Annotated in this window: 21 protein-coding genes and 2 pseudogenes; 8 read left to right on the top strand and 15 right to left on the bottom strand. The window is 38.1% G+C overall.

From position 1 onward, the window contains the following. Positions 1–12: 12 nt before the first annotated feature. A complete protein-coding gene (locus DSM106972_RS33655; protein WP_127084784.1) occupies positions 13–690 on the bottom strand; it encodes a tetratricopeptide repeat protein in 678 nt (225 codons plus the stop codon). A gap of 300 nt (positions 691–990) precedes the next feature. Beyond that, positions 991–1,197, bottom strand: coding sequence for a hypothetical protein (locus DSM106972_RS55940; protein ID WP_411675358.1), 207 nt, complete (start codon positions 1,195–1,197; stop codon positions 991–993). Positions 1,198–1,334: 137 nt separating this feature from the next. Between DSM106972_RS55940 and DSM106972_RS33645 the strand changes: the two genes are divergently transcribed. Beyond that, positions 1,335–3,845, top strand: a complete 2,511-nt coding sequence (locus DSM106972_RS33645; RefSeq protein ID WP_127084783.1) for a heavy metal translocating P-type ATPase — start codon at positions 1,335–1,337, stop codon at positions 3,843–3,845. A gap of 281 nt (positions 3,846–4,126) precedes the next feature. Here DSM106972_RS33645 and DSM106972_RS54065 read toward each other — a convergent pair whose 3' ends face one another. Then, on the bottom strand, positions 4,127–4,276 hold the full coding sequence (locus tag DSM106972_RS54065) for a hypothetical protein (RefSeq protein WP_233787934.1): 150 nt from the start codon (positions 4,274–4,276) through the stop codon (positions 4,127–4,129). Positions 4,277–4,603: 327 nt separating this feature from the next. Here DSM106972_RS54065 and DSM106972_RS33635 point away from each other — a divergent pair. The 3 genes and pseudogenes from DSM106972_RS33635 to DSM106972_RS33625 form a co-directional block, all read left to right on the top strand. After that, positions 4,604–4,982: pseudogene (locus DSM106972_RS33635) on the top strand (phage terminase large subunit family protein); the annotation flags it as partial. Positions 4,983–5,031: 49 nt separating this feature from the next. Continuing rightward, entirely contained in the window at positions 5,032–5,448 is a 417-nt protein-coding gene (locus DSM106972_RS33630) for a hypothetical protein (protein WP_233787933.1), read from the top strand. A 19-nt stretch (positions 5,449–5,467) separates the two neighbouring features. After that, positions 5,468–5,755 carry a hypothetical protein gene (locus DSM106972_RS33625; RefSeq protein WP_233787932.1) on the top strand — a complete coding sequence of 96 codons (288 nt, stop codon included), beginning with the start codon at positions 5,468–5,470 and terminating at the stop codon, positions 5,753–5,755. Positions 5,756–5,760: 5 nt separating this feature from the next. Here the strand turns inward: DSM106972_RS33625 and DSM106972_RS33620 are convergent, their stop codons facing one another. The 5 genes from DSM106972_RS33620 to DSM106972_RS33605 form a co-directional block, all read right to left on the bottom strand. Then, positions 5,761–5,976 carry a ParA family protein gene (locus DSM106972_RS33620; RefSeq protein ID WP_233787931.1) on the bottom strand — a complete coding sequence of 72 codons (216 nt, stop codon included), beginning with the start codon at positions 5,974–5,976 and terminating at the stop codon, positions 5,761–5,763. After that, positions 5,891–6,352, bottom strand: coding sequence for a hypothetical protein (locus tag DSM106972_RS54060; RefSeq protein ID WP_233787930.1), 462 nt, complete (start codon positions 6,350–6,352; stop codon positions 5,891–5,893). Before DSM106972_RS54060 ends, DSM106972_RS33620 begins: the two co-directional genes overlap by 86 nt. 41 nt (positions 6,353–6,393) lie before the next feature. Beyond that, positions 6,394–6,819, bottom strand: coding sequence for a HEAT repeat domain-containing protein (locus tag DSM106972_RS33615; RefSeq protein WP_127084781.1), 426 nt, complete (start codon positions 6,817–6,819; stop codon positions 6,394–6,396). Then, a complete protein-coding gene (locus DSM106972_RS33610; RefSeq protein ID WP_127084780.1) occupies positions 6,804–7,112 on the bottom strand; it encodes a hypothetical protein in 309 nt (102 codons plus the stop codon). The genes DSM106972_RS33615 and DSM106972_RS33610 overlap by 16 nt, the downstream gene beginning before the upstream one ends. Before the next feature lie 655 nt (positions 7,113–7,767). Then, on the bottom strand, positions 7,768–7,977 hold the full coding sequence (locus DSM106972_RS33605; protein ID WP_127084779.1) for a type II toxin-antitoxin system HicB family antitoxin: 210 nt from the start codon (positions 7,975–7,977) through the stop codon (positions 7,768–7,770). Positions 7,978–8,694: 717 nt separating this feature from the next. On the opposite strand from DSM106972_RS33605, the gene DSM106972_RS33600 reads away from it, so the two are divergent. Then, a complete protein-coding gene (locus DSM106972_RS33600) occupies positions 8,695–9,867 on the top strand; it encodes a site-specific integrase (RefSeq protein ID WP_127084778.1) in 1,173 nt (390 codons plus the stop codon). A 417-nt stretch (positions 9,868–10,284) separates the two neighbouring features. Next, a pseudogene (locus DSM106972_RS52760) lies at positions 10,285–10,457 on the top strand (IS1 family transposase); the annotation flags it as partial. A 24-nt stretch (positions 10,458–10,481) separates the two neighbouring features. On the opposite strand, the gene DSM106972_RS33590 reads toward DSM106972_RS52760, so the two are convergent. From DSM106972_RS33590 to DSM106972_RS33570, 5 genes are all read right to left on the bottom strand, one after another. Further along, a complete protein-coding gene (locus tag DSM106972_RS33590; RefSeq protein WP_127084777.1) occupies positions 10,482–10,883 on the bottom strand; it encodes a hypothetical protein in 402 nt (133 codons plus the stop codon). A gap of 550 nt (positions 10,884–11,433) precedes the next feature. Further along, positions 11,434–12,090 (bottom strand): tetratricopeptide repeat protein, encoded by a 657-nt coding sequence (locus DSM106972_RS33585; protein WP_127084776.1) that lies wholly within the window; start codon positions 12,088–12,090, stop codon positions 11,434–11,436. A gap of 205 nt (positions 12,091–12,295) precedes the next feature. Further along, a complete protein-coding gene (locus DSM106972_RS33580; protein WP_127084775.1) occupies positions 12,296–13,210 on the bottom strand; it encodes a hypothetical protein in 915 nt (304 codons plus the stop codon). A gap of 136 nt (positions 13,211–13,346) precedes the next feature. Beyond that, complete coding sequence (locus DSM106972_RS33575; protein WP_158632924.1) at positions 13,347–14,531, bottom strand: S1C family serine protease; 1,185 nt, start codon at positions 14,529–14,531, stop codon at positions 13,347–13,349. A 263-nt stretch (positions 14,532–14,794) separates the two neighbouring features. Then, complete coding sequence (locus tag DSM106972_RS33570) at positions 14,795–16,102, bottom strand: AAA-like domain-containing protein (protein ID WP_127084773.1); 1,308 nt, start codon at positions 16,100–16,102, stop codon at positions 14,795–14,797. Between the two features lie 259 nt (positions 16,103–16,361). Between DSM106972_RS33570 and DSM106972_RS33565 the strand changes: the two genes are divergently transcribed. Continuing rightward, positions 16,362–16,769 carry an AAA-like domain-containing protein gene (locus DSM106972_RS33565; protein WP_127084772.1) on the top strand — a complete coding sequence of 136 codons (408 nt, stop codon included), beginning with the start codon at positions 16,362–16,364 and terminating at the stop codon, positions 16,767–16,769. Between the two features lie 350 nt (positions 16,770–17,119). Here DSM106972_RS33565 and grrM read toward each other — a convergent pair whose 3' ends face one another. Together grrM and grrA are read right to left on the bottom strand one after the other, a co-directional pair. Next, positions 17,120–18,298 carry a cyclophane-forming radical SAM/SPASM peptide maturase GrrM/OscB gene (gene grrM / locus DSM106972_RS33560; protein WP_127084771.1) on the bottom strand — a complete coding sequence of 393 codons (1,179 nt, stop codon included), beginning with the start codon at positions 18,296–18,298 and terminating at the stop codon, positions 17,120–17,122. Positions 18,299–18,621: 323 nt separating this feature from the next. Further along, positions 18,622–18,960, bottom strand: a complete 339-nt coding sequence (gene grrA, locus DSM106972_RS33555) for a GrrA/OscA1 family cyclophane-containing rSAM-modified RiPP (RefSeq protein ID WP_127084770.1) — start codon at positions 18,958–18,960, stop codon at positions 18,622–18,624. 448 nt (positions 18,961–19,408) lie between these two features. On the opposite strand from grrA, the gene DSM106972_RS52755 reads away from it, so the two are divergent. After that, on the top strand, positions 19,409–21,328 hold a 1,920-nt coding region (locus DSM106972_RS52755), incomplete at its 3' end, for a WD40 repeat domain-containing protein (RefSeq protein WP_201800823.1).

The raw sequence follows: 21,328 nt of genomic DNA, 5'->3' as shown, positions 1-21,328 counted from the left end.
AAATTAAAGGCTTTACCTTTTAATTTGCTGAAGTAAAGTTTGCGTTTGCTGATAAGCTTGGATATTTCCTTGTTGCTGGAAAAGACTTGCTGCTTTTTCTAAATCGGCAGTAGCGCTTTTGGTATTTCCTAGAGCATATTGTGCAAGTCCTCGATTACCATAAGCATCGGGTAACTTGGCGTTAATCGCTAACGCTTGGTCAAACTGTGATATGGCTTGTTTATGATTTCCAAGTCTATAGCTGAGAAGACCTAAGTTGTAGTAGCCATCAACAAACTTAGGGTTGATTTTGATAGTTTGGTTAAAATCCGCAACAGCGGCATTTACATTTCCTAATTCAGCATATAATGTCCCCCTGATATTATATGCTTCAAGATGTCCGGGACTTAACTTTACAGCTTGGTTGTAGTCGGCTAAGGCAGCTTTGAAGTCGCCAAGTTGTGCTTTTGCTTGCCCTCGTAGGCAATATGCTTCTGAATATCCTGGTTTTAACTGTATTACTTGGTCAAAGTCTGCAACGGCGCCATTAAAGTTACCTTGAGCAAGCTTTTGTACGCCTTGATTGTATGATAGTTGAAAATTTGTCCTTTCTATCGGCTGTTTTGGCGCCTGTGCCATCCCAACTACGGGTATTGCACATAACACACTACTGATTCCGAAAATTCCGACAGTTTGTTTAAAAAAGTTCATGGTGCGTTTCTCCGCTCCAGGGCATTTTGAGGCACAATTACACCGAACTGTCCCCACGACCTCTATTTTAAACTATTTAAATTAGCAGCGTATATAATTTAGATAGATAAAATAGTTTGTAACAGCAACCATACATTTAAGCAAACAATTATAATTACTAATCCAAAAATTTCTAAAAATTAAGCTTTTAAGCCTTTTAAATCCTCTGCTAGAATATTGTAGAGATTAAAAACTGTACTACGCGTTAAACTATAATAAATTTTCCTTCCTTCACGACGATATTTAACTAAACGCATCACTTTAAATAGACGCAGTTGATGACAGTCGTAAGCGGCTTGGGTCTACCAGTAATGCAAAAACTTCTGCCATTTCTTGTGCTTTATCTACAGGCAAAAGTTTTGGCATTGATGTACGTACACTATCAAGATGCACTAAATGCTCATCACACTTAGGAGCATCCGAGATTTGATACTTATGTACGTTTTTCTCATAAACAGCTTTTTTCACCACTTATCTTGATTAAAAAAAATGATTATTGCTCTATTATATCAAAATTGATAAATATTAACAATTGAATAATTGCTCAACTATTGTGATAAAGTAAGGTAAGCAATTATCTTTTTGTCAAACTTTCTTAAAAACCTATGAGCCAAACACCTTCGCTTAAATCCCAGCAGTTTCGAGTCACTGGCATGGACTGCGGAAGCTGCGCGAAAACTATAGAAGTCGGTTTACAGCAATTGGATGGAGTTGCAGAAGTTGCAGTCAGCTTTGCAACTGAGAAAGTTAAAGTTTCCTACGACACGGATAGAGTAACAGAAGTTGCGATTCATGACCGGATTAGAGCGTTGGGTTATACGGTTGAGACGAGTAGTACATTCGATAAAGACGTACATTCTAATGTTCATGATTATGGTCATAAACACGTTCATAATGGTGCCTGCGACCATAATCAGAATCACGAGCATAAATCTGAAATAACTGGGGCAAAAACTTTCAGCGCTTTGATTCATGGAATGGACTGTGGAAGTTGTGCAAAAACTGTGGAAGCTGGTTTACAGCAACTTGGGGGTGTTTTGGATGTATCTGTTAGCTTTGCAACCCAACGGCTACAATTATCCTATGAACCGCAGTTAATTCAGGAAGAAACTATTTGCGAGCGGATTAAGCATTTAGGCTACACAGTTGAGCAATTTATTGATATTAATTCTCATCATCATGACCATCATGAACACAAAAATCCCAAACCTGCACAACGAACATCAACCTGGGAATTCTTTGTTTATAACCGTCGCGGACAAAGTGTAATTTTGGCGGGAGTCGGATTAGTTTTAGGTTTAATTGCCCAAAAACTAGCATTACCGATTTGGATAGCACGTGCGTTTTATGGTGTTGGCATTATAATTGCTGGTTACCCAGTAGCACGCGCGGGTTTGTTTGAATTACGCATACGGCGTGCCGACATGAATGTGCTGATGAGTATTTCGGTTATCGGCGCCATTCTTCTGGGAGACTGGTTTGAAGGTGCTTTAGTCGTTTTTCTATTTTCGTTGGGTAGCACGTTACAACTTTTTAGTATTGGTCGCACTCGCAACGCGATTAAAGCTCTGATGGATTTAACGCCAACAACAGCCACTGTCAAACGTAATGGTAAAGAAGTTTCAGTAAATATTGAAAGCGTTCAAATTAATGAAATTATCACTATTCGACCGGGACAGCGGATTGCGTTGGATGGGTTAGTCGTTTCTGGTTTTAGTGCTGTTGACCAATCGCCAATTACAGGAGAGTCAGTTCCTGAAGATAAAGATATTGGTGATATCGTCTATGCGGGGACAATGAATCAAACTGGATTTTTAGAAGTTAAAGTTACTCATATTGCTAGTGATACTACTGTCGCCAAGATTATTCATTTGGTGGAAGAAGCACAAGAAAGCAAGGCGCCTTCACAACAATGGGTAGATAAATTTGCTGCAATTTATACACCGATTGTAATTTTAATCGCATTGACGATTGCTTTAATTCCACCTCTAGCATTTGCCCAATCTTTTAATGTTTGGGTATATCGTGCGCTGGTAATGCTAGTGATTGCTTGCCCGTGTTCATTGGTAATTTCTACACCAGTTTCTATTGTAAGTGCAATTGGCGCCGCAACAAGGCAAGGAGTGTTATTTAAAGGTGGTCATGCACTAGAAACAGCCGGTCGGTTGCAAATTCTTGCATTTGATAAAACTGGTACAATTACGCGCGGGTTGCCACTTGTTCAAGGAATTTATAACACTGATAAAATTAGTGCCGAGATGGTGCTATTAATTGCAGCATCGTTAGAAGTGCAATCTGAACACCCTTTAGCTAAAGCAATAGTAGCAGAAGCAAAAAATAGGGGTATGGATTTAGCGACACCCGATAACTTTAAATCATTTACTGGACAGGGAATTTGGGCAAGCTTGGGAGAACAAATTTATGTAGTTGGCAACCGTCGTCTATTTAAAGAAGTTGGTATTCCAATATCAACTGAAGCCGAATCTATATTAAATAAAATAGAAACCCTTGGACAAACTCCTGTGTTAGTAGGGAATGACAAAGAATTTTTAGGCGCCATTAGACTAGCTGATGGATTAAGACTAGAGGCAACCGAAGCATTACGACAACTTAAGCGAGTCGGGCTAAAACAGTTAGTGATGCTAACAGGAGACAGAAATGTTGTAGCACAACAAATTGCTCAATCTGTAGGAATTGACTCCTATCGCGCAGAGCTACTACCGCAAGATAAATTAAATGAAATTCAGCAATTACGACGTACCGGAATAGTTGGCATGGTTGGTGATGGTATAAACGATGCCCCAGCGTTAGCTGCTGCCGATATTAGCTTCGCACTAGGTACGATTGATATTGCATTGGAAACAGCAGATGTAGTACTTGCAGGAAGTGACTTAAGAAAGCTTGCTTACGCAGTTAATTTGAGCCGTCGCACAGTATCTGTGATTCAACAAAACGTTGTGTTTTCGCTTGCAAGTAAAGGGTTATTTTTATTATTGGGTACTTTTGGTTTTGTCGGGTTAGCAGTTGCAGTCTTGGCAGATACAGGAAGCTCTCTATTAGTAACAGCAAATGGAATGCGGTTGTTTAAGCTTAAGGACAATAAGTTTGATGTTTAGATATCAGTTATAATTTCAACACAATCTTTTTACTCACACACAAGGTCTGCAAATAAAATTTACTCCTTGTTGAAATAAACTTAAGAGAAAAGATAAAAGTTACAGTAACGCGCACGTTTTAACTAAGCTGACGCGCATCTAAATTTAATATTTTGCAGCCTAAGCTACTTATAGCAAGGCTTCTGATCAAAAAAAATAAGTGCGTAACAGCTTAAACGTATACAAGAACAGAACTTTTACCAATTAAGGTCGTAATTCAAGGTATTAACCCAAGTTGCGGGTTATCCTCCTCCGCGTGCTTCGCACGCGGAGTCGGTACAGGCGCCCATCACAAATTGGGTGGATGTAAATAGCACAACCATGTCAGCTTTACCCATAAATTTCTCAAGATTTGTAACAAAAGTTTGCTCAACGCTTATTCGCTGAATCATAAATGTTCCACCAATTGGCTTTCATACCGCAAGAGCGGCGTAAGCCGAAAAAAATTAGTGTACGTTATCTAAATCTTTTTTTACCTTCATTTCTTTTTTCATAAAAGTGACGTAATGTTACAACGCTTTATAAATTGGCAGGCGCCTGCTAATTGTAGAGCAGAAAATACGCGCTTCTAGTTAGCGCAGTTTGTGTTGACTATTCCTCCACTGTCATGCACTTAGCAACTTGCTTAGACAAAGGTTTCGTCCATTATTTAGTTTTGTTACTAAAAATATGAAACCTTTACTAGATAAGGCACCTAGAATTCAGATGCGTTTGACCTGGGTAACAATACATTTTACTGGGGGTATCGTCGAACCGATGGTACTAAGATTGAGGAAAAAATACCAACAGGTGCCGAGAAGTGTTTTCTTGTTGGGTAAATTAGAAACAATTGACTACGCGCAAAACTTGGAATCACAGCCATCGGTTGATTTAAACCAGATGCTGGTTCAAATTCGTAGCGCAAGTGAGCCGTATTCTTTAGCTCAAGCTCAGTTATTATGAGCGCGCGGATACTCTGACCCGGTAAAACAGATGGCGCAACTGGGAGATATTCGAGCCAAGATAAAACAGCTTTCTGAAGAACGGCGCCAGTATTTACAAGGGATGAAGGAAACAGTCAAACCTGTTTACACAGATAAAATACAACCCAAATCTTAGGGGGTGATATTTATGTACGCTCTTCTTTGCTGCTGCGACGATTTGTATATTGCTTTCTACATTTAATGTTGTAGCAGCAGTGCATCGTACACCCGTGCGTACTGTTATGTCCGAATCATCGCGGACAACTGTGGTTCAAATGCAATCACCTGGAGTTGGTGTGCATTGGAGTAGTGCAGTAATATTTGCAGCAGGATTTGCTTGTTTTTTAAGTTGGGGTTTGTCAGATTACAACAATTCTCTAGATTCACTTGAACATGAATCTTCCAAGGAGCAACCCGATGCTAATAAACATAAAGCAACAAACCTTCCTAAAAATGTAGTACAGTTTTCACCGCGCGTAATTTCTCCAGTAAAGCCAAATCAACCAGGAGTACTTTTTCCGGAAGAGTTTTTTGCTCAACTTGAAGATTCTGAAGACTATTGGGCTAATGACAACCAGCCTAAAGATAACCATTCTCATTAAATTTTGAGGACATATTAACATGACTAAGAACCGCCGTAGTTTTGATGTTGACTATTCTGAAGGGGGAGCAATTATGCCGACAAACAGGTTGCAGAATATGCTCAATCAAGTACAGCAACAGGGTAGTATTACATCACAATCTGGTTATCCTAATGTAATTGATACCGAGGTAGTTCAACCAATAGAGGTAAAACATATTACGTCACCAGTCTCAAATAAAGCAGTAATTCCACGAATTGAGATACTGCCATTAGGCTCCAGAGCGCTTAGTAACCCTAAAGAGGGTGGAGAGTCTATAAGAATATAGTCAAATTAGTCAAGTACATCATCAAGCACAAGTTTCAGCCGCATCCGGTTATCGACTGTCATATCTTGCATGATTTCTCGCTCAGTAGCAGCTAAATCTTTATTGGTAGGAACTATATACATCCCGTTAATCGGATTATCCCATATATGTAGAGGCGCCCGTTCGGTAATGGCGCCGTAGATATTTTGCTCTGGCGTTATTTTTTCTCCCCCAAGTCCCATGAAAGCAGTAAGTGATGCTTGTGGATCCATATCTATAAGTAGTACTCGGTGGTACTAGTCTCTCGGCTTTTCGCAAACTACTCCAAGCTATTTGAGACTCGGCAGTCATTGGGTCAAGAAAAGCAAGCACCTGAGTATTTTCAGGGTCGCTTTGTATTAATGCCCAAGCTGCTTCATGTTTAAAACCTTCGCTATCAGAGTTGACGAGTATATCTAATAAAGTATTTACAGCTTCCGTATTGTCTGGCTGAACTTTTACAATACCCACGGCAAACAAATAGCGAAGTTCCTCAGTTTGAGCAGTTCGCAGTTTATTTAACAGCATAGGGAGAACTGCTTGATTATCTGGGTCAATTTTGACTAAACACTCAGTCATATTCCACAAACTACATCTATCGGAGGCAACTGCAATTCTCTCTAATAAAATAGCGTATCGGCTTCTTTATTACCAATGTATTTTGGAGATATCGTCGCGAGCAAACGAGATGCTTGCCAGATTGTATTTACAGTTCGATGGCTGTCAAAGATGTTCAGTAGGGTTTTGATGATAGCAATGTTATCTGGGTCTATTGCAGCGAGAGATTCTGCCGCATATATGCAAATATTATCACAAGAATTGCGATGTAAAAATTCGACCAAGGCAGCAATAGCTTTTGAATTACCATTCGCAATTTCCCCTAAAGCCGTAATCGCGCAGATACAGACATTTTTATTCAGGGTCGTTTGCACTTCTTCAATCAAGCTAATTATTACCGCTTCATTCCCAGAGCCAACTTCTTCCAACTCACGAATTAAGTAATAGGGTGTATCTTGATTTGGAGAGAATTTTAGTAGTAAGACCAAAGCTGCGATAGCCGTAGGATTCCTGGATTTAACAAAGCCAAATGTTTTGCAGCAACTCTCAAAACAGAGCGACTATCGGTACTATGGAGCAATTCAATATAGGCGCCGATAACTCGCTGCTTATCTGTTAAAGGGATTACTTGCCTTGCTGCTTCTACCAAAGGCTGAGGAAATATTGCCCAGTCTTGCTTGCTGGAGCGAAAATAACCATAGCCCCATTTTAGTACTTGCTCGACAATTTCGTCTCCCATATGGCATTCAGGGAAATACGCCAAAGCTTCAGCAGCAAACAAATAAGCGCGATAGTAATAAAAATTTCCACATTTATCCTCTTCGTATGTCAGAGCTTAAATAAACTCTTCTTTTTCCTCTTTGGATACATTCTTATTACCGAACCAGTGTAATATTTCCGCTCGCGAATCAAGGTCGAATATGCGGTAAACCTTTGTATCTAAATTCTGGAGATTGACAAAGAGAGTAATAGAATCATGCATCGCCTCCTAACCACTTGAAGGCAGTGGTAACTATAGGAACTATTTAGTATGGTACTGCACCTATTAGCGTTTTGGCAAGAGAATAAGTTGAAGTTGTTGACCGCATTATAGGCGCCATATCTAAATGGCTTCAAAGTGAACTGAACGCGCGCGCACCATAAGCAGTTCGGTTTACACTACTATTTATTCCGGAAAACCGAATCAAATATCGACTGTGAATCAACTTACAAGGTCTTTTGAGTATCAAAAAGCGCACTACTTCATTAATTATCGATAAAAATATGTTTGAAATATATTTTCAAGCGCACGTATTTCATCCTGATACAACGACAGCCACTATGGATACGTTTATGGTAGATGCACCCTGATAACAACGGCGCCTTTCATTTTTATATTGATTGGCGCCTTTTTATTTTTTGGGTTAACATTCACACGTACTTTGGCTGTAATTTAATTAAGCAGCTTTACTAAACGTCGGTTTTGGAAGTTCTTCGCCCGTTGCTTCATAAGCCATAATTAGAGACTCTAAAGCTTCAGCCCCATTTGCAACGGCTTCCGAATAAGTACTACCATGAGTTCGCCAACGCTGTCCAGGAAAATCTGGAAATCCGACCAAGAAACAGTTATCTTCTTCTGACCCAAGTACGATTTCCTCAATAACGATAACTTAAAATAAGCATTTCCTTCTATCTAAGCACATTTACGCAATTATTTGAAATAAAAAGTACTAAATCTGATTGATTGCTATAAGCATTCGTTTGAACAAGACCTACTTGTTTCTTGATGATGAGCAGAGAACTAATGAAGGTGAGCAGAGGAATAATACTACATATTGTATTATTTAAGTATAAATAGTCTATTTTAGATAATTGCGTTGTTAATATTACTTGTTTTAAAACTCAGTTTTTAAGGATTTAAGCTTTTATATCAATATTTCTAAGCTATAAAGGTATAAACTGGGCTTTAATACCAGTAACTAATATTGCATATATTCATGTAATACAAATTTTCAAAAATCAAAGGTGAGCAGAGGAGTAATTGGAGCAGTAGTTGCAGAATTGATAAAATTGGGGTAGTATTGGGGTAATTGGTTTGCGCGGAGCCTGAAAGTACCGAGAAATTGAGGTTACAGGAACACTGAAAATCCTCGTGTCACGAGTTCAAGTCTCGTTCCTGGCATAAACGACGAAAGCCCCGTGAAACAAGAGTTTCCGGGGTTTTTTAGTATCCAAAAAAGTCCATTTCAGCCATTCCCAATGGTGTAAGTTTGGTGTAATTTTATCCCACGTTGGCCGTTTTTGGACGTAGTTAGACTAATTTTGGGGGTAAATTGGGGGTAATCAGTGGCGCCCTGATTAACCCGATTTATAGGAGTTTCGTAATGACTTCTCAAACTAAAGAATCTAAATCGCCCAAAGGAACCGTCCAGGTTAAAAGCTCGAATGAACGGTTGCAACTTGTGTTTCGCGTCTGCGGCAAACGGTACTATCTGTCTACTGGATTTATAGATTCTGTTGCCAACCGCAAAGTGGCGATGGCAAAGGCTCAACTAATTGAGCTAGATATTTTATCTGGTAATTTTGACCCAACTTTAGCGAAATATAAGCCAGAAGCTTTACTGGCTAAGGTTACACCACCAATTACACCAGTTGTAGAAGAAGTGGCGCCGTCGCTGGTTGATTTATGGGAAAGTTACACCGAATTTAGGCGCCCAGGTTTATCCCCAAGTACTTTGGCTAAAGATTATAAAAAAGTCGCACGCTGTATTAATGTGCATCTTCCGGTTAATACATTAGATAAAGCAGTGGTAATCCGCAATTGGCTAAACGCGAACAGGAGCCCGGATGCATCGAAACGAATGCTGACACAATTATCTGCTTGCTGTGATTGGGCTGTTAAATCTGAGTTAATCAAGGAAAATCCCTTTGAAAATATGGCTAGCGATATAAAGTTACCAAAGGGTAGTAGGGAAGATAACGATATCAACCCCTTTAGCATTGAAGAGCGTGACCGCATTATTGCAGGATTCCAAAATAGCGCGCGTTACAAATACTATGCTCCCTTTATTGAATTTCTGTTTATTACAGGTTGCAGACCATCCGAAGCTGTTGCTTTGCAATGGAAGCATATAAGTAATGACTTTCGTACCATTCGGTTTGAGCAAGCAGTGGTAGTTTCTGAGTCTGGACTAGTTTGTAAGAAAGGTTTGAAAACTCAGAAGAAACGAACTTTCCCTATTAATGAGCGTTTAGCTGCATTATTGAAATCGATTAAACCAAGTGGCGCCTGTAGTGATACAAAAGTATTTCCTTCACGTGAAGGAACTTGGATAGATACACGCAACCTCAACACAAGAGGCTGGACAGCAGTTATTGAAGAGCTAGATGGTATTGAGTACAAGAAACTTTACCAAACCAGGCACACTTTTATCACACTGGCGCTTAGAAATGGGATGGATGTTAAGGACGTAGCGAAGCTGGTAGGTAATTCACCAGAAATTATCTATCGACACTATGCAGGGCAGAGTCGAGAGATTATTGTACCGAATTTCTAGTATTCCTTCACTACACAGATTAAAATTTGTGTAGTGAGGTAAGCTGAAATAAATACGCCAGCTTGCCTCCATATATGGCTTAACTCTTGCATAGGGGTGTCGGCACCATCAAAGCTATTACTGATGTTACATTGTAAACTTAGCTACTTTTTAATTATTTTTTAAGTGTTTATATTGAGAAAAAATCGAATTTTTACTTTTATGACTGGTATATAAATTGACTTCATTCTAGACAGCATCTTGTTTTCATTCTCCGAACGGTAAAAATTGGCGTTCGGGATTTTACAAATAAATAGTCAGATGGGATTAAGGATAGCTTTAATGCTAGTAACAACTATTTTAGTCTCTTGGTTATTAAAACGAGCATGGCAAGAGTTTAAAAGTAATTTATCTCTAGATTTTAGTAATAATTTTAACATAATAAGCAAAACGTATATGACCGGAATAGAAGGGGAAAATACACGTTTACGTCATTATATGAGCGCGTTTGCATCTAAAAACATTGTGTTATCATTTTCTCAGTAGATATGCTTAACAACTCAGTTAAATTATTACTAAATCACCTTAAGTATAGAGAAATACCTGCCTAAACGTTAATTCATCCCGCGTTTATGCTATGCCGATTTTTTGTTAGTACACGAAGAGGGATTATGAGGGATTATAGTGTATATACCATCGTCTTTTATATGTTCCCCTGTATTGGGTAGGTATATACCATCGTCTATATGCTCAAAAGGTTTTTTTGCATATATACCATCATCGATGGATGGAGAAGGATGAGTATTTGAAGTTGGTTTTTCACAGTCAATAATTTCTCGATTTACAGCAGGTTTGATTACTTTATTAACTTTAGGTTTGGTATAATTAGCTAAGTTTGTTTCTGTTACAATAGCTCCATTATTAGGGGAAATACTCTCACCTATTTTATTGTCACTGCAAGCTGCTAAAGGATTTAATGCTATTACAGGAATAAGAAGTGCGAAGAATTTTCTGGTTTTGTTTATATTGTTAAACATATTGGTGTTTGCGCTCTGAACTCGATAGTTTCATCAAACACCCTTGCTATAGGAGATAGACCCGAAGATATTTGAGTTATATTTTACTTCCCTACGAATTACTTCGAGTTCCTTCGAGAAATATATAAATTTGCCATAAGTTTTGGTAGGTTGCCATCACTATATCTATTAAAATCTTCCCAACCCCTTCTCTACGACGATATAGAAGAGCGAATGGTAGGTCTGACCCCTCGTTTCACACAAATTGACGGGTAGAGACCGTATTAACCCGGTCAGTACGTAGGTCTGAAATGACGCATTCATTGCCCAGACAAATTATGGATGTGATGGGCGCCACCCCTGATTCGCTCTTCTGTATCCTATGAGGGAAGTGGAACGATACTATAAGGCTTTTAAAGCCTCCAAGCGCTTGCCGAAGCGGTACAACACGTGAACGGGGAGAGGTTTGGAGAGGGGTTTCATGTATATTTTTAGACTTTTTAAACAACCTGTTAGTATAGAACGGGCAAGGATGCCCATTCCACAAGATGGTTAATTTAATTTTGCACAACTACTGTGATTGCCACTCCTTTAACACTTCCTTGGTAAAAGGATTCTGACCCGCGCGCAGTGCTTTTACCCACCCTTGCAATTGTGCTTTACTTTGTTTATCATCAGCTTGAGCAATGTATACCTCAAAGTCGGATATGGCACCTTTGTAATCCCCCGTTAGCGCCCTTGCTAACCCGCGAATAAAGCGAATATTACGATTATTCGGGGCAAGTTTAACGGCTTTTTCACAGGCAAACATTACTTCTTTAGCTGATTCATTTAGGCTACCTTGATAACAAAGCGTATTCCAAGTGTCAGCATCAATTTGCACTTGCGGGTCGAGTTTTTGTGCAGAGTTATAAGCGGCTATCGCATCTTTTAACTGAAAATTAACTGTAAGCTTGTAAATAATACCAGCATACCACTGTTCTGATGTTATATCTCGATTACCTCGGACGGAAAAATCAAGGGAAGTACAAGCAAACCCCTCTGCTTTGAGTTTATTCATTGTCCGAACTATTAAACTGGTTTTACCCATTTGGCGAGAGTTAAAAATATAACAGAATTCTCCCGCATTTAAACTGTGGTAAAGGTCAAAATCTGCTTGTCTAACAACATAACTAGGAGCATTTTCCCCTAGACTGCCTCCGACTTTATACTCATAATTTTCTGTCATAATTAATTCACTATATATATAAATTACGTAGGGTGTGTGAAAGCCATTACAATCAATTAAGGTAACAAAAAATTAAACTGCTTTCACGCATCATATACTTATATCTAAGCATGACCTGATTTGAGTTCGACGATGAGAAATTTGAGTTAGCTTCGACTTTTGGCTAATACTAATAATATATAAGGGGGGCTAAAAGTCTTATAAATTAATCTTTTGTACGGAATGCGAGATAATGAGGAAGCTTGCGAAAGATAAGACCACAGTTTAAGTAAGATGAACCCGGACGCATAATGTTACCAACCTTTGAATTGAATAAGTAAGTTGAGCTACCACCATCAATCGTTATAATATCGCTTCTGGCGCCTAAGTCACGTAATAATGCAGCAGCTTGATTTAGCGTAGCTTTTTTTACAGTCAAAATTAATAACATGTTACTGTTTACCCCGTTTTCACTCAGCGTACTGATGACGTGATACCTATTTATTTGATTATTGGCTAATACTTTTGCTGGATGGTCGCTATATTGATAGCTGACGATGGCATTTTTTACGTTAGCTCCGTTTAAAGGCGCCCCACTGGTTGAGTTATAATCTGTAATATAAGCTTCTTGGTCATTCCAAACTAAGGCTTTTAGTTGGACTTGACGGTAAAATTTATGTTTTGGATTACTAATTGGCCCATAAGGACTACTACCTGCGGTGATAATTTGACCATCAAGTTTGATAGGAAACGATAACTGAGTACTTAGTTTGTATTGTTCAAAGAAAGCACAGTTAATCATCGAGAACAGTTGTTTTTTATAAAGCTGTTGATATTGATGATTTACTTGCGAAAACAATTTCATTTCAAAAAAAGGACTATCACCAACACCTTCACCTTGATAATATTTACCTTCACCTAAACCTAAATTATTTACATTACCTATTAATTGGTCGATTTGCAACTTCCGTAGGTTAAGGATTTGTAGATAAGCATTATATCCATTTACAGTTGTTTTATATAAAGCGGCGCCATCTATGATGTGTATAGGTTGATAGTTTAAGTATTGACTGCTTCTGGTGTTATTAGTAGTAAGAAGTAATTCGGCAAGGCTGTTGTTAGATAATTGAGTTATATTCATAATTTAATAAATGTTTTTGAACTTTTATGAATAAGAGAAACATAAGCGTTATTATTAGTCCTACTTTGATAAAAGTTTTGCCTTATGTTTCTCCAAGTTGATGATGTTATAAAAGCAATCATTTGTACTTGCCTTCTTACTTAGCTGCAACAATTTTTTCTTGAGATTCTTGAATGAGCTTATCTACTTCTGAATGCTGGGGGAATAATCTCTTGACAGTTTCTAATTTTTCAATTGCTTGAGCATATTGACCTTGATTGTAAAGCTGCAATCCCTCGTTGTACAATTTGTCAACTGCTCCTTGTTCATTACTTATAGCAAGTTGTCGCACAAATTCCATAATTGTATTGCTGGTGACTGCAAAGCCAATGCCAGAGATATTTTTTGAACCAAAGGTTGTAATACCCACTACTTCGCCTTTTTCATTAAGAACTGGACCTCCTGAGTTACCATGTGTAACAGCAGCATTAAATTGTAATACTGGTGAACCATCAGATAACTGTTTTTCTGTGGAAGAAATTTCGCCACTACTAATTGTCGCTTCTGTTTCAGATTTAGAGTTTAAGGCGCCAAGTTGAAGAGATGGATATCCAATTGCAATAATTTTATCTTGGGTTTTTACTTGCTCGGAATCAGCTAGTTTTAAGACAGGAGCATTTTTGATTTGTACTTTGACTACTGCTACATCCTTACCTTGACCAACGGGGGCGCCAGATGTTTGAATGTCAAAAGGCAAATAGTTACCGTTAGGTAATAGTACATTATTAATTGGTCTAATATCCGCATTTTGAAAGTTATTTCTAATTTCTTGTACAGCTTGAGGATTGCTTGAAAGTTCGTCAGGGTTTACGCCAACATCTTGAGCAACTTCCTGAATATATTGTTCATACAATGCTTGTTGACATTTTTGAGGGTTTATACTTGCTTGAATGACATGAGCATTTGTAACGATGTAACCATCGGAACTGACGAAGAAACCAGAACCCGTTCCACCAGCAGAAACTTCGTAAATTTTAGTAGAACCCTTGTAACTAAAAGGAATTTGGGCAGCGCAAGCACTAGCAAGTTGAACTACAGCAGGTTTGGCTAAATCACCTACAGATACTGATTTTTGGCTAGCTACTGTACTGCTTGGTCGAGCAGGGTTATTACTTTGGTTGGTTGGCTTAGAGAGTGTTTCTGCAATTGCAACTCCATCATCGCGATTATTAATCGCACTTGTTTTTTTAGAACTGCAAGCTGTGAGAAGATTTACTGCCAGTAAAGAAGAAGCAAAGAGAACGAATAATTTTTTGTTGCTTTTGTTTGTGTGGCGTTGCATATTGGTGTTCCCTGAATTTGATGATTTCATTGAACACCCTTGGAATAGGAGATAGACTCAGAGATATTTGAGTTAGATTTTATTTTCTACGACTTCAGCGCTAATAATTCGAGAACACTTTTAGTTTCTGCTCCCAACCACAATATAACGAGGCGCCCATCCTTGTAGGTTGGGTGGTACACAAAGGCAGGCAGGGATGCCAGCTCCACAAGAAATGTATTATTTTAATCTGTACCTCATGTGACGCGCGAACCGCTATAATATTACTTTGAGAAATATTGCCGATATAATTCACAACTTGGCAAAACTTCCTTGTCTTGTACTTTTATTAACCCCAGAGCATTTAATTTCGAGCAAGTCTTTTTATTTAATTGCGTCTGCTGCGTATTTGTAATTACCTGTTGCATTCCCTCTTCTAGTTCAGGATGCTGTTCCAATATTGACTCAATTCGCCGTAAATAAGTACTATATATTCCTGTTGTAGTCGGCGCCTCTTGTAAAAGTTGAGTCAACGTTATATCCTCACAGGCAACATGATATAATGCTAACCGTACTAAAAACGGATGTCCTCCTACCATAAACATGAGTTGCTGAGTTTCTGTATCGCTCCAGTTAAGTTTGTAAAGATGTGCTAAATGTTGCACTTGTTCTTGTGTAAATTCTGGTAATTCTATAGGTAAACCAACGTTAAAAGGCGATTGGTTTAAATTTATTGGTATATAAACTTCTGTAGAATGGACTATTACTAACCGTAGTTGCTTCCAAATCGTGCGTTGTTTACCTTCTTCGTGGAGTACACGCAGTAAACCAAAAAAGTCTCCAGAAATTTCTGGGTATTCAAATACTTTATCAACTTCATCCAAACCTAAAGTAACTGGTTTATCAATTTTTGGGAGCAAATACCGTTCAAAATAATCTTGACAGCACAGGTTTCCACCCATGATATCAGCTAAACTCCAGTATTCGTCCAGTTGAGGAGTTAAATTTAATGCTCTGGTGACACTGACACAAAACCATTTCAGAAACGTATTAATATCGCTAAAACAATTTGTTGCGGCTGCCTGTAGACTTAAGTATATAGTTTCCGAACCTTGTTGCTCTGCTGAATGGAGTATTCTTGATAGTAGAGAAGATTTGCCCATTTGTCTAGGCGCCTTAATCCTAATCAAAGAACCAGGTCTAGTAATTTCCTCGTAACATCGCTTCTCAATTGGCGGACGTTCTATATAATAGGGAGAAGTTACTTCCATTTGTCCCGCTGGATATTCAAGGGTATTCAATGGAGTTGTTGTTGTATCAGTTTTTGATGGAACCGGTTTAGGAAATTCATGACCATTTAGATGACTTGATTGGTTAGGAAAACTAGCATAGTCTCGCCAATCTAGACCTAATTTCTCACAAATTTGAATAAATATCCTTCGGTCTACTGGTCTACAATTAACAAAATTACTAATCGTCGATGCAGAAAGTTCCAAAGATTCTGCAAAATCCTGCTGGCTGTAAAATTCGCCATGTATACGTTGTAGAATTCTTTCGTGTTGATCTCTCTGCAAGATAACCGAGCGTGCCATAGTAGTTTGTTTTGCACTACAAAAATGATTTTACAAGATAACTATATTATTGGTAAAGCTAGCCCTAAGTCCAAGATAACTCAAAATTCTCATTACTGAACTTAACTTAAGTTATGTTTTGATATAAGCTCCGGGTGCGTTCCTTCAACGCCACTTGCTTTATGCCGGGTAACCCGTCCAACGCAGTGGCTCCCCAACCTACAAGTAAGTTTTTTGGTTTAAGTAAATAACTTTATTTTTTATATACGGTGAATTAAATATGACAAATAATTATGAGTACGAAGTAGGAGGAAGTTTAGAAGAAAATGCCCCTATTTACGTTATTAGGCAAGCAGACACTGACCTTTACGAAAATTTAAAAGCGGGAGTATTTTGTTATATTTTTAACTCTCGCCAAATGGGTAAAACTAGTTTAATAGTTCGGACGATGAAAAAACTCCAAGCTCTTGGGTATGCTTGTACATCGCTTGATTTTTCTGTGCGAGGTAGTCAATGGTACGCAGGAATACTTTATAAGCTTGTAATGAATTTTAACATTGGGAACCCGTCAGAATATCTCCATAATTGGTGGCAACAAAGAGGCGCCATTACTCCTGTGGAGCGTTTGGAGGATTTTATCGAAACAGTGTTATTAACATCTATCCAAAGTAAGATGATTATATTTTAGCATTGGTTGAAGGGCACCAATGCATTTTTCTCCAAGTTTGGGGAGTGGTAGGATGGTATTTATAAAATCGACAAAAGAAAGCTCTGGATTTTTGCCATTTTTTACAGGCGCCCGGAGCGCGCTGTTTGTTGATAATCAAGCATGATAATTACCATGAAAATTTAAGCGCCAATTTTAACCGCTACGCCTCTACCAAATTAACTGCTCCGGCTTTGAACCGGATAAGTGTGCTACCATACGAACATTACACATTGTCAAAAAGTCCTTCTGTACCAGATAAAATTGTTGGTTTCCTCCCCTTGAAAAGGGGAGGATTAAGGTGGTGGGGTAAATTCGATTATTTTATGGTGCTAACCATGAACTTCAAGCTTTTCCAAAATCACATCTGTGATGATTTTTTGATAATATTTACATGCCATTGTTTCAGATGAACGCATAGTACCATTTTCCCAGTACTTATTGCTAGTTGCACCTCCACCGCATATCCCAAAATATTGGCAACTGCTGCGGCATAATTCAACTCCTGCAGTGACATCAGTATACATGCGTTGAAATTTTTCTGTAAAGCAAACTGACTCGAGAGTATCCTGCATTATATTACCGAGGATAAAATCACCATAAATCTCTGTTTTTACTCCCAGTAATTCGGGATCAAAGGTAGAAAAATTCCCTTGACTATCAATATTAAGGATTGCAAATGGTGTGTTTAAATCTCTCTTATTAATTCTCTCTCCTGTATAAATGAAGCCACAAAGCTGTTCAAACTCTCGTAGTTTGAATTCACCATTTGTTTCGACCACTAACTCCCAGAATCGGTTAATAAAGTTACGAAAGCGTGTTTCGGTTTCTGAGCTTTTTAATGACGAAGATTTATTTAAACCTTCAATTTCTTCTATATTGAAACCAACTTCAGTAATGCCATTATCCCAGAAAAACTGAAATATTTCGTTAGGGTAGTCTAATGATTCTTGAGTAAGAACTGCAATAACATGAACATCAATACCATTTTTTTGTAAGTAACTTATTCCCCTCATAGTACTAGCGTGAGTACCTAAACCTGTTCTGGTTTTGCGATAGGCATCATGTAAAAAAGAGGGTCCATCTAAGCTTACACCAATATCAATTTTATGCTTAAGGAATAAATCACACCAACTTTGGTTAATTAACGTGCCATTGGTCTGAATTGTCTGAGTTATCAGACATTTTTTATCATTACATTCATCAACTACTTCATTAATTTTATTAATAGCCGTATCATAAAATGAAATTGGCACTGTTAACGGTTCTCCTGCGTGCCAACATACAGTAAGTTCCTCTCCTAGGAAACGGCTAGATAATATTTTTTTAAAGAGCGGCTCAATTAAATTCAGGTTAAATTGTTTTTTGGACTCACGGTCAGGCAAATAACAGTAACCACAGTTTAGATTGCAAAAAGTGGTTGCTTGAATAACGACTAAACCGAGGGAACCATAATTTTCCCAATTTGGTTGGACGGTGTTTTGAAAAATCGATTCTGGATGAGTATTCATAATTACAATTTCCAACATAGTTTTGTATAACTGCTATTTTTAGTTTGCCTATAGGGATGCAATTTAAATCTATCCCTCTTTTAAAAAACAGAAACTTTCTTTACATTCAGTAGAAATACAATCGCATTTCTCGGGCGTTTTTATTACTTTCAAAATCAATTGAAGATTTGGCTCTTGTTTGTCTTTTTCCAAAGTGATATAAGAGGGATAACCATCTCAGGACTTACACAAAGAAACCAGATTTTTAGCATTTGATGTGTAAGTCCTGTATTTATTACAGCAGTTTATAAGCTGTGGCAGGTTACAAGCTCGCTGGCATAGTGTCAACCCATATTACGCCATTGATTAACCCAACCATTTGACCAATTACGCCAACCATTTCGACCATTTTTCCAATTTTGCCAACCATTTGGCCAATTACGCCATAAATTCCCCCAAGCCATTTTTGTAGACTCTGTAGAAGAGATTGCTTGAGATTTTGGGTTAACTTGACCTTCTCTAGTCCTCACTGCCTCTGTGAGCGTTGTCAATCGTTCATCAATAGTTCCTGCTTGCACTCCTACGGACGATGGAATAACTGTCGCACTTGCTTCAATTGGCGTTAATGATGGTAATAACGATATTAAAATGCCTACAACACCGATTTTTGAAATTGATTTCATTGAAAATACCTCATAGGTTTGTTGAATTCGATGATTCCATTAAACACTCTTGGTATATGAGAAAGCCTATGAGTTATTTTAGTTAAATTTTATTTGCTTACGACTTTCGCTCGATTTAGTTCGAGAAATATTGGCGATATAATTCACAACTTAGTAAAACTTCTTCACTTTGTATTTTTACTAGACCCAAAGCATCATGATGGGCGCCACCCGCAAATCGCCAGCAGTATTGTATATTTTTTATTTATATTGCCGTAGGATGACTGAGGGCGCCAAAGTTAGTCAAAAGTCGAAGATAACTCAAATTTCTCATTGCTGAACTCAAATGAGGTTATGTTTTGATATAAACGTAGGGTGCGTGAAAGCTATTACAATTAATCAAGGTAACGAAAAATTAAACTGCTTTCATGCACCTACTTACGTAATTTATATACACGGTGAATCAAACATGACAAACAATTACGAGTACGAAGTAGGAGGGAGTTTAAAAGAAAACGCTCCTAGTTACGTTGTTAGGCAAGCAGATTCTGACCTTTACGACAATTTAAAAGCGGGAGTATATTGTTATATTTTTAACTCTCGGCAAATGGGTAAAACCAGTTTGATAGTTCGGACGATGAAAAAACTCCAAGCAGATGGGTATGCTTGTACATCGCTTGATTTTTCTGTGCGAGGTAGTCGAGATGTCAAGTTAGAGCAATGGTACGCAGGAATACTTTATAAGCTTGTAGTAAATTTTAACATAGGTAATCCGTCAGAGTATCTCCGTAATTGGTGGCAAGAAAGAGGCGCCATTACTCCTGTGGAGCGTTTGGAAGAGTTTATAGAAACAGTATTATTAACATCTATCCAAAGTAAGATTATTATATTTATAGATGAAATAGATAGTATTTTGAGTTTAAGCTTTTCTACGGATGATTTTTTTGCTTTAATTAGAAGTTGTTATCAAAAGCGTACCTTAAACCCAGAATATGATCGGTTAACTTTTGCTCTAGTAGGAGTAGCCACCCCAGGTGACTTAATTGGCGATAAAAGGCGAACACCATTTAATATTGGTAAAGCCATTGGACTAGACGGGTTTAAAGAAAGCGAAATTGAGCCATTAGCAAAAGGATTTTCAGGTTATGTAGAGAATCCTTTGGCTTTAATGCAAGACGTTTTAGCTTGGACGGGTGGACAACCTTTTTTAACGCAGAAAGTTTGTCAGTTATTAATACAGAACCCCACCCCTAACCCCTCCCCGTTCACGCAGTGGCCGCTTCGGCAAGCGGAGAGGGGAAAAGAGGAAAATAAAATTTTTGGCTGGGTAGAGTCCATTATTAGAAGTAAAATTATTGAAAATTGGGAAAGTCAAGATGAGCCGGAGCATTTAAAGACAATACGTGATAGGTTGCTGTTAGGAGAGCAGATAGCAGGGCGTTTTTTAGGATGGTATCAGCAAATACTGCTTTTGGGACATATATCTGCTGATGGGAGTATAGAACAAATGAGATTTCGGTTAACGGGTTTGGTATTTAAACAGCAGGATAAAGTAAAAGTTTATAACAAAATATATAAATCTGTTTTTGATTTGAAATGGGTTGAGAAAGAATTAGATAAACTACGCCCTTATTCAGAAAATTTTCAAGCATGGATTGCTAGTAACTATCAGGATGAGTCACGGTTATTGCGAGGACAAGCTTTGCAAGATGCTTTACGTTGGGCTAATGAAAAGAACTTAAGTAATGAAGATGCTAAATATTTAGCTGCTTCTCAGGAATTAGAGAAAAGAGAACTTGAAGCAGCTTTAGCGGTTCAAAAAGAAGAAAGCAGGATATTAGCACAAGCGAATGATACGTTAACTATAGCTTCCAAGAAAGCAAAACGTCGAATCCGTTTGGGGAGTATAATTTTGGGTGTATCTCTAGTAGCGGCAATAATTGCAGGTACTTTTGCAGGTACTGCCGAGCTACGGCGCCAAGAAGCTACAATAGTCACAACATTGGAACAATCATCAGCGCAATTGTTGCGCTTACCAACATCTTCTTTAGTCTTGGAAAATTTAATTGAGGCAATGCGACCAGCGAGACGATTAAGAAAATTAGTTAAGGATGGTCATTATTTTAAAGATTACCCTACTATTAGTCCCGTATTAGCCTTGCAGACAACTCTAGATAATATCCGAGAAAAAAATCAGCTAGAAGGAAGTTCGGTTGTATTTAGCCCAGATGGTCAGACTGTCGCTACTATTTCAGAAAACAACACTGTGAAGTTATGGAACTTAAAAGGTTTAGAAATTGCCACTCTCAAACATCAAAAAGGGGTCAAAAACGTAGTATTTAGCCCAGATGGTAAGACTGTCGCTACTGCTGAATGGGACGGTACTGCA

Source organism: Dulcicalothrix desertica PCC 7102 (assembly GCF_003991905.1).
Taxonomy (GTDB): Bacteria; Cyanobacteriota; Cyanobacteriia; order Cyanobacteriales; family Nostocaceae; genus Dulcicalothrix; species Dulcicalothrix desertica.
Note: the sequence above shows the minus strand (reverse complement) of the source record. Positions and strands in the feature narration are given on the sequence as shown.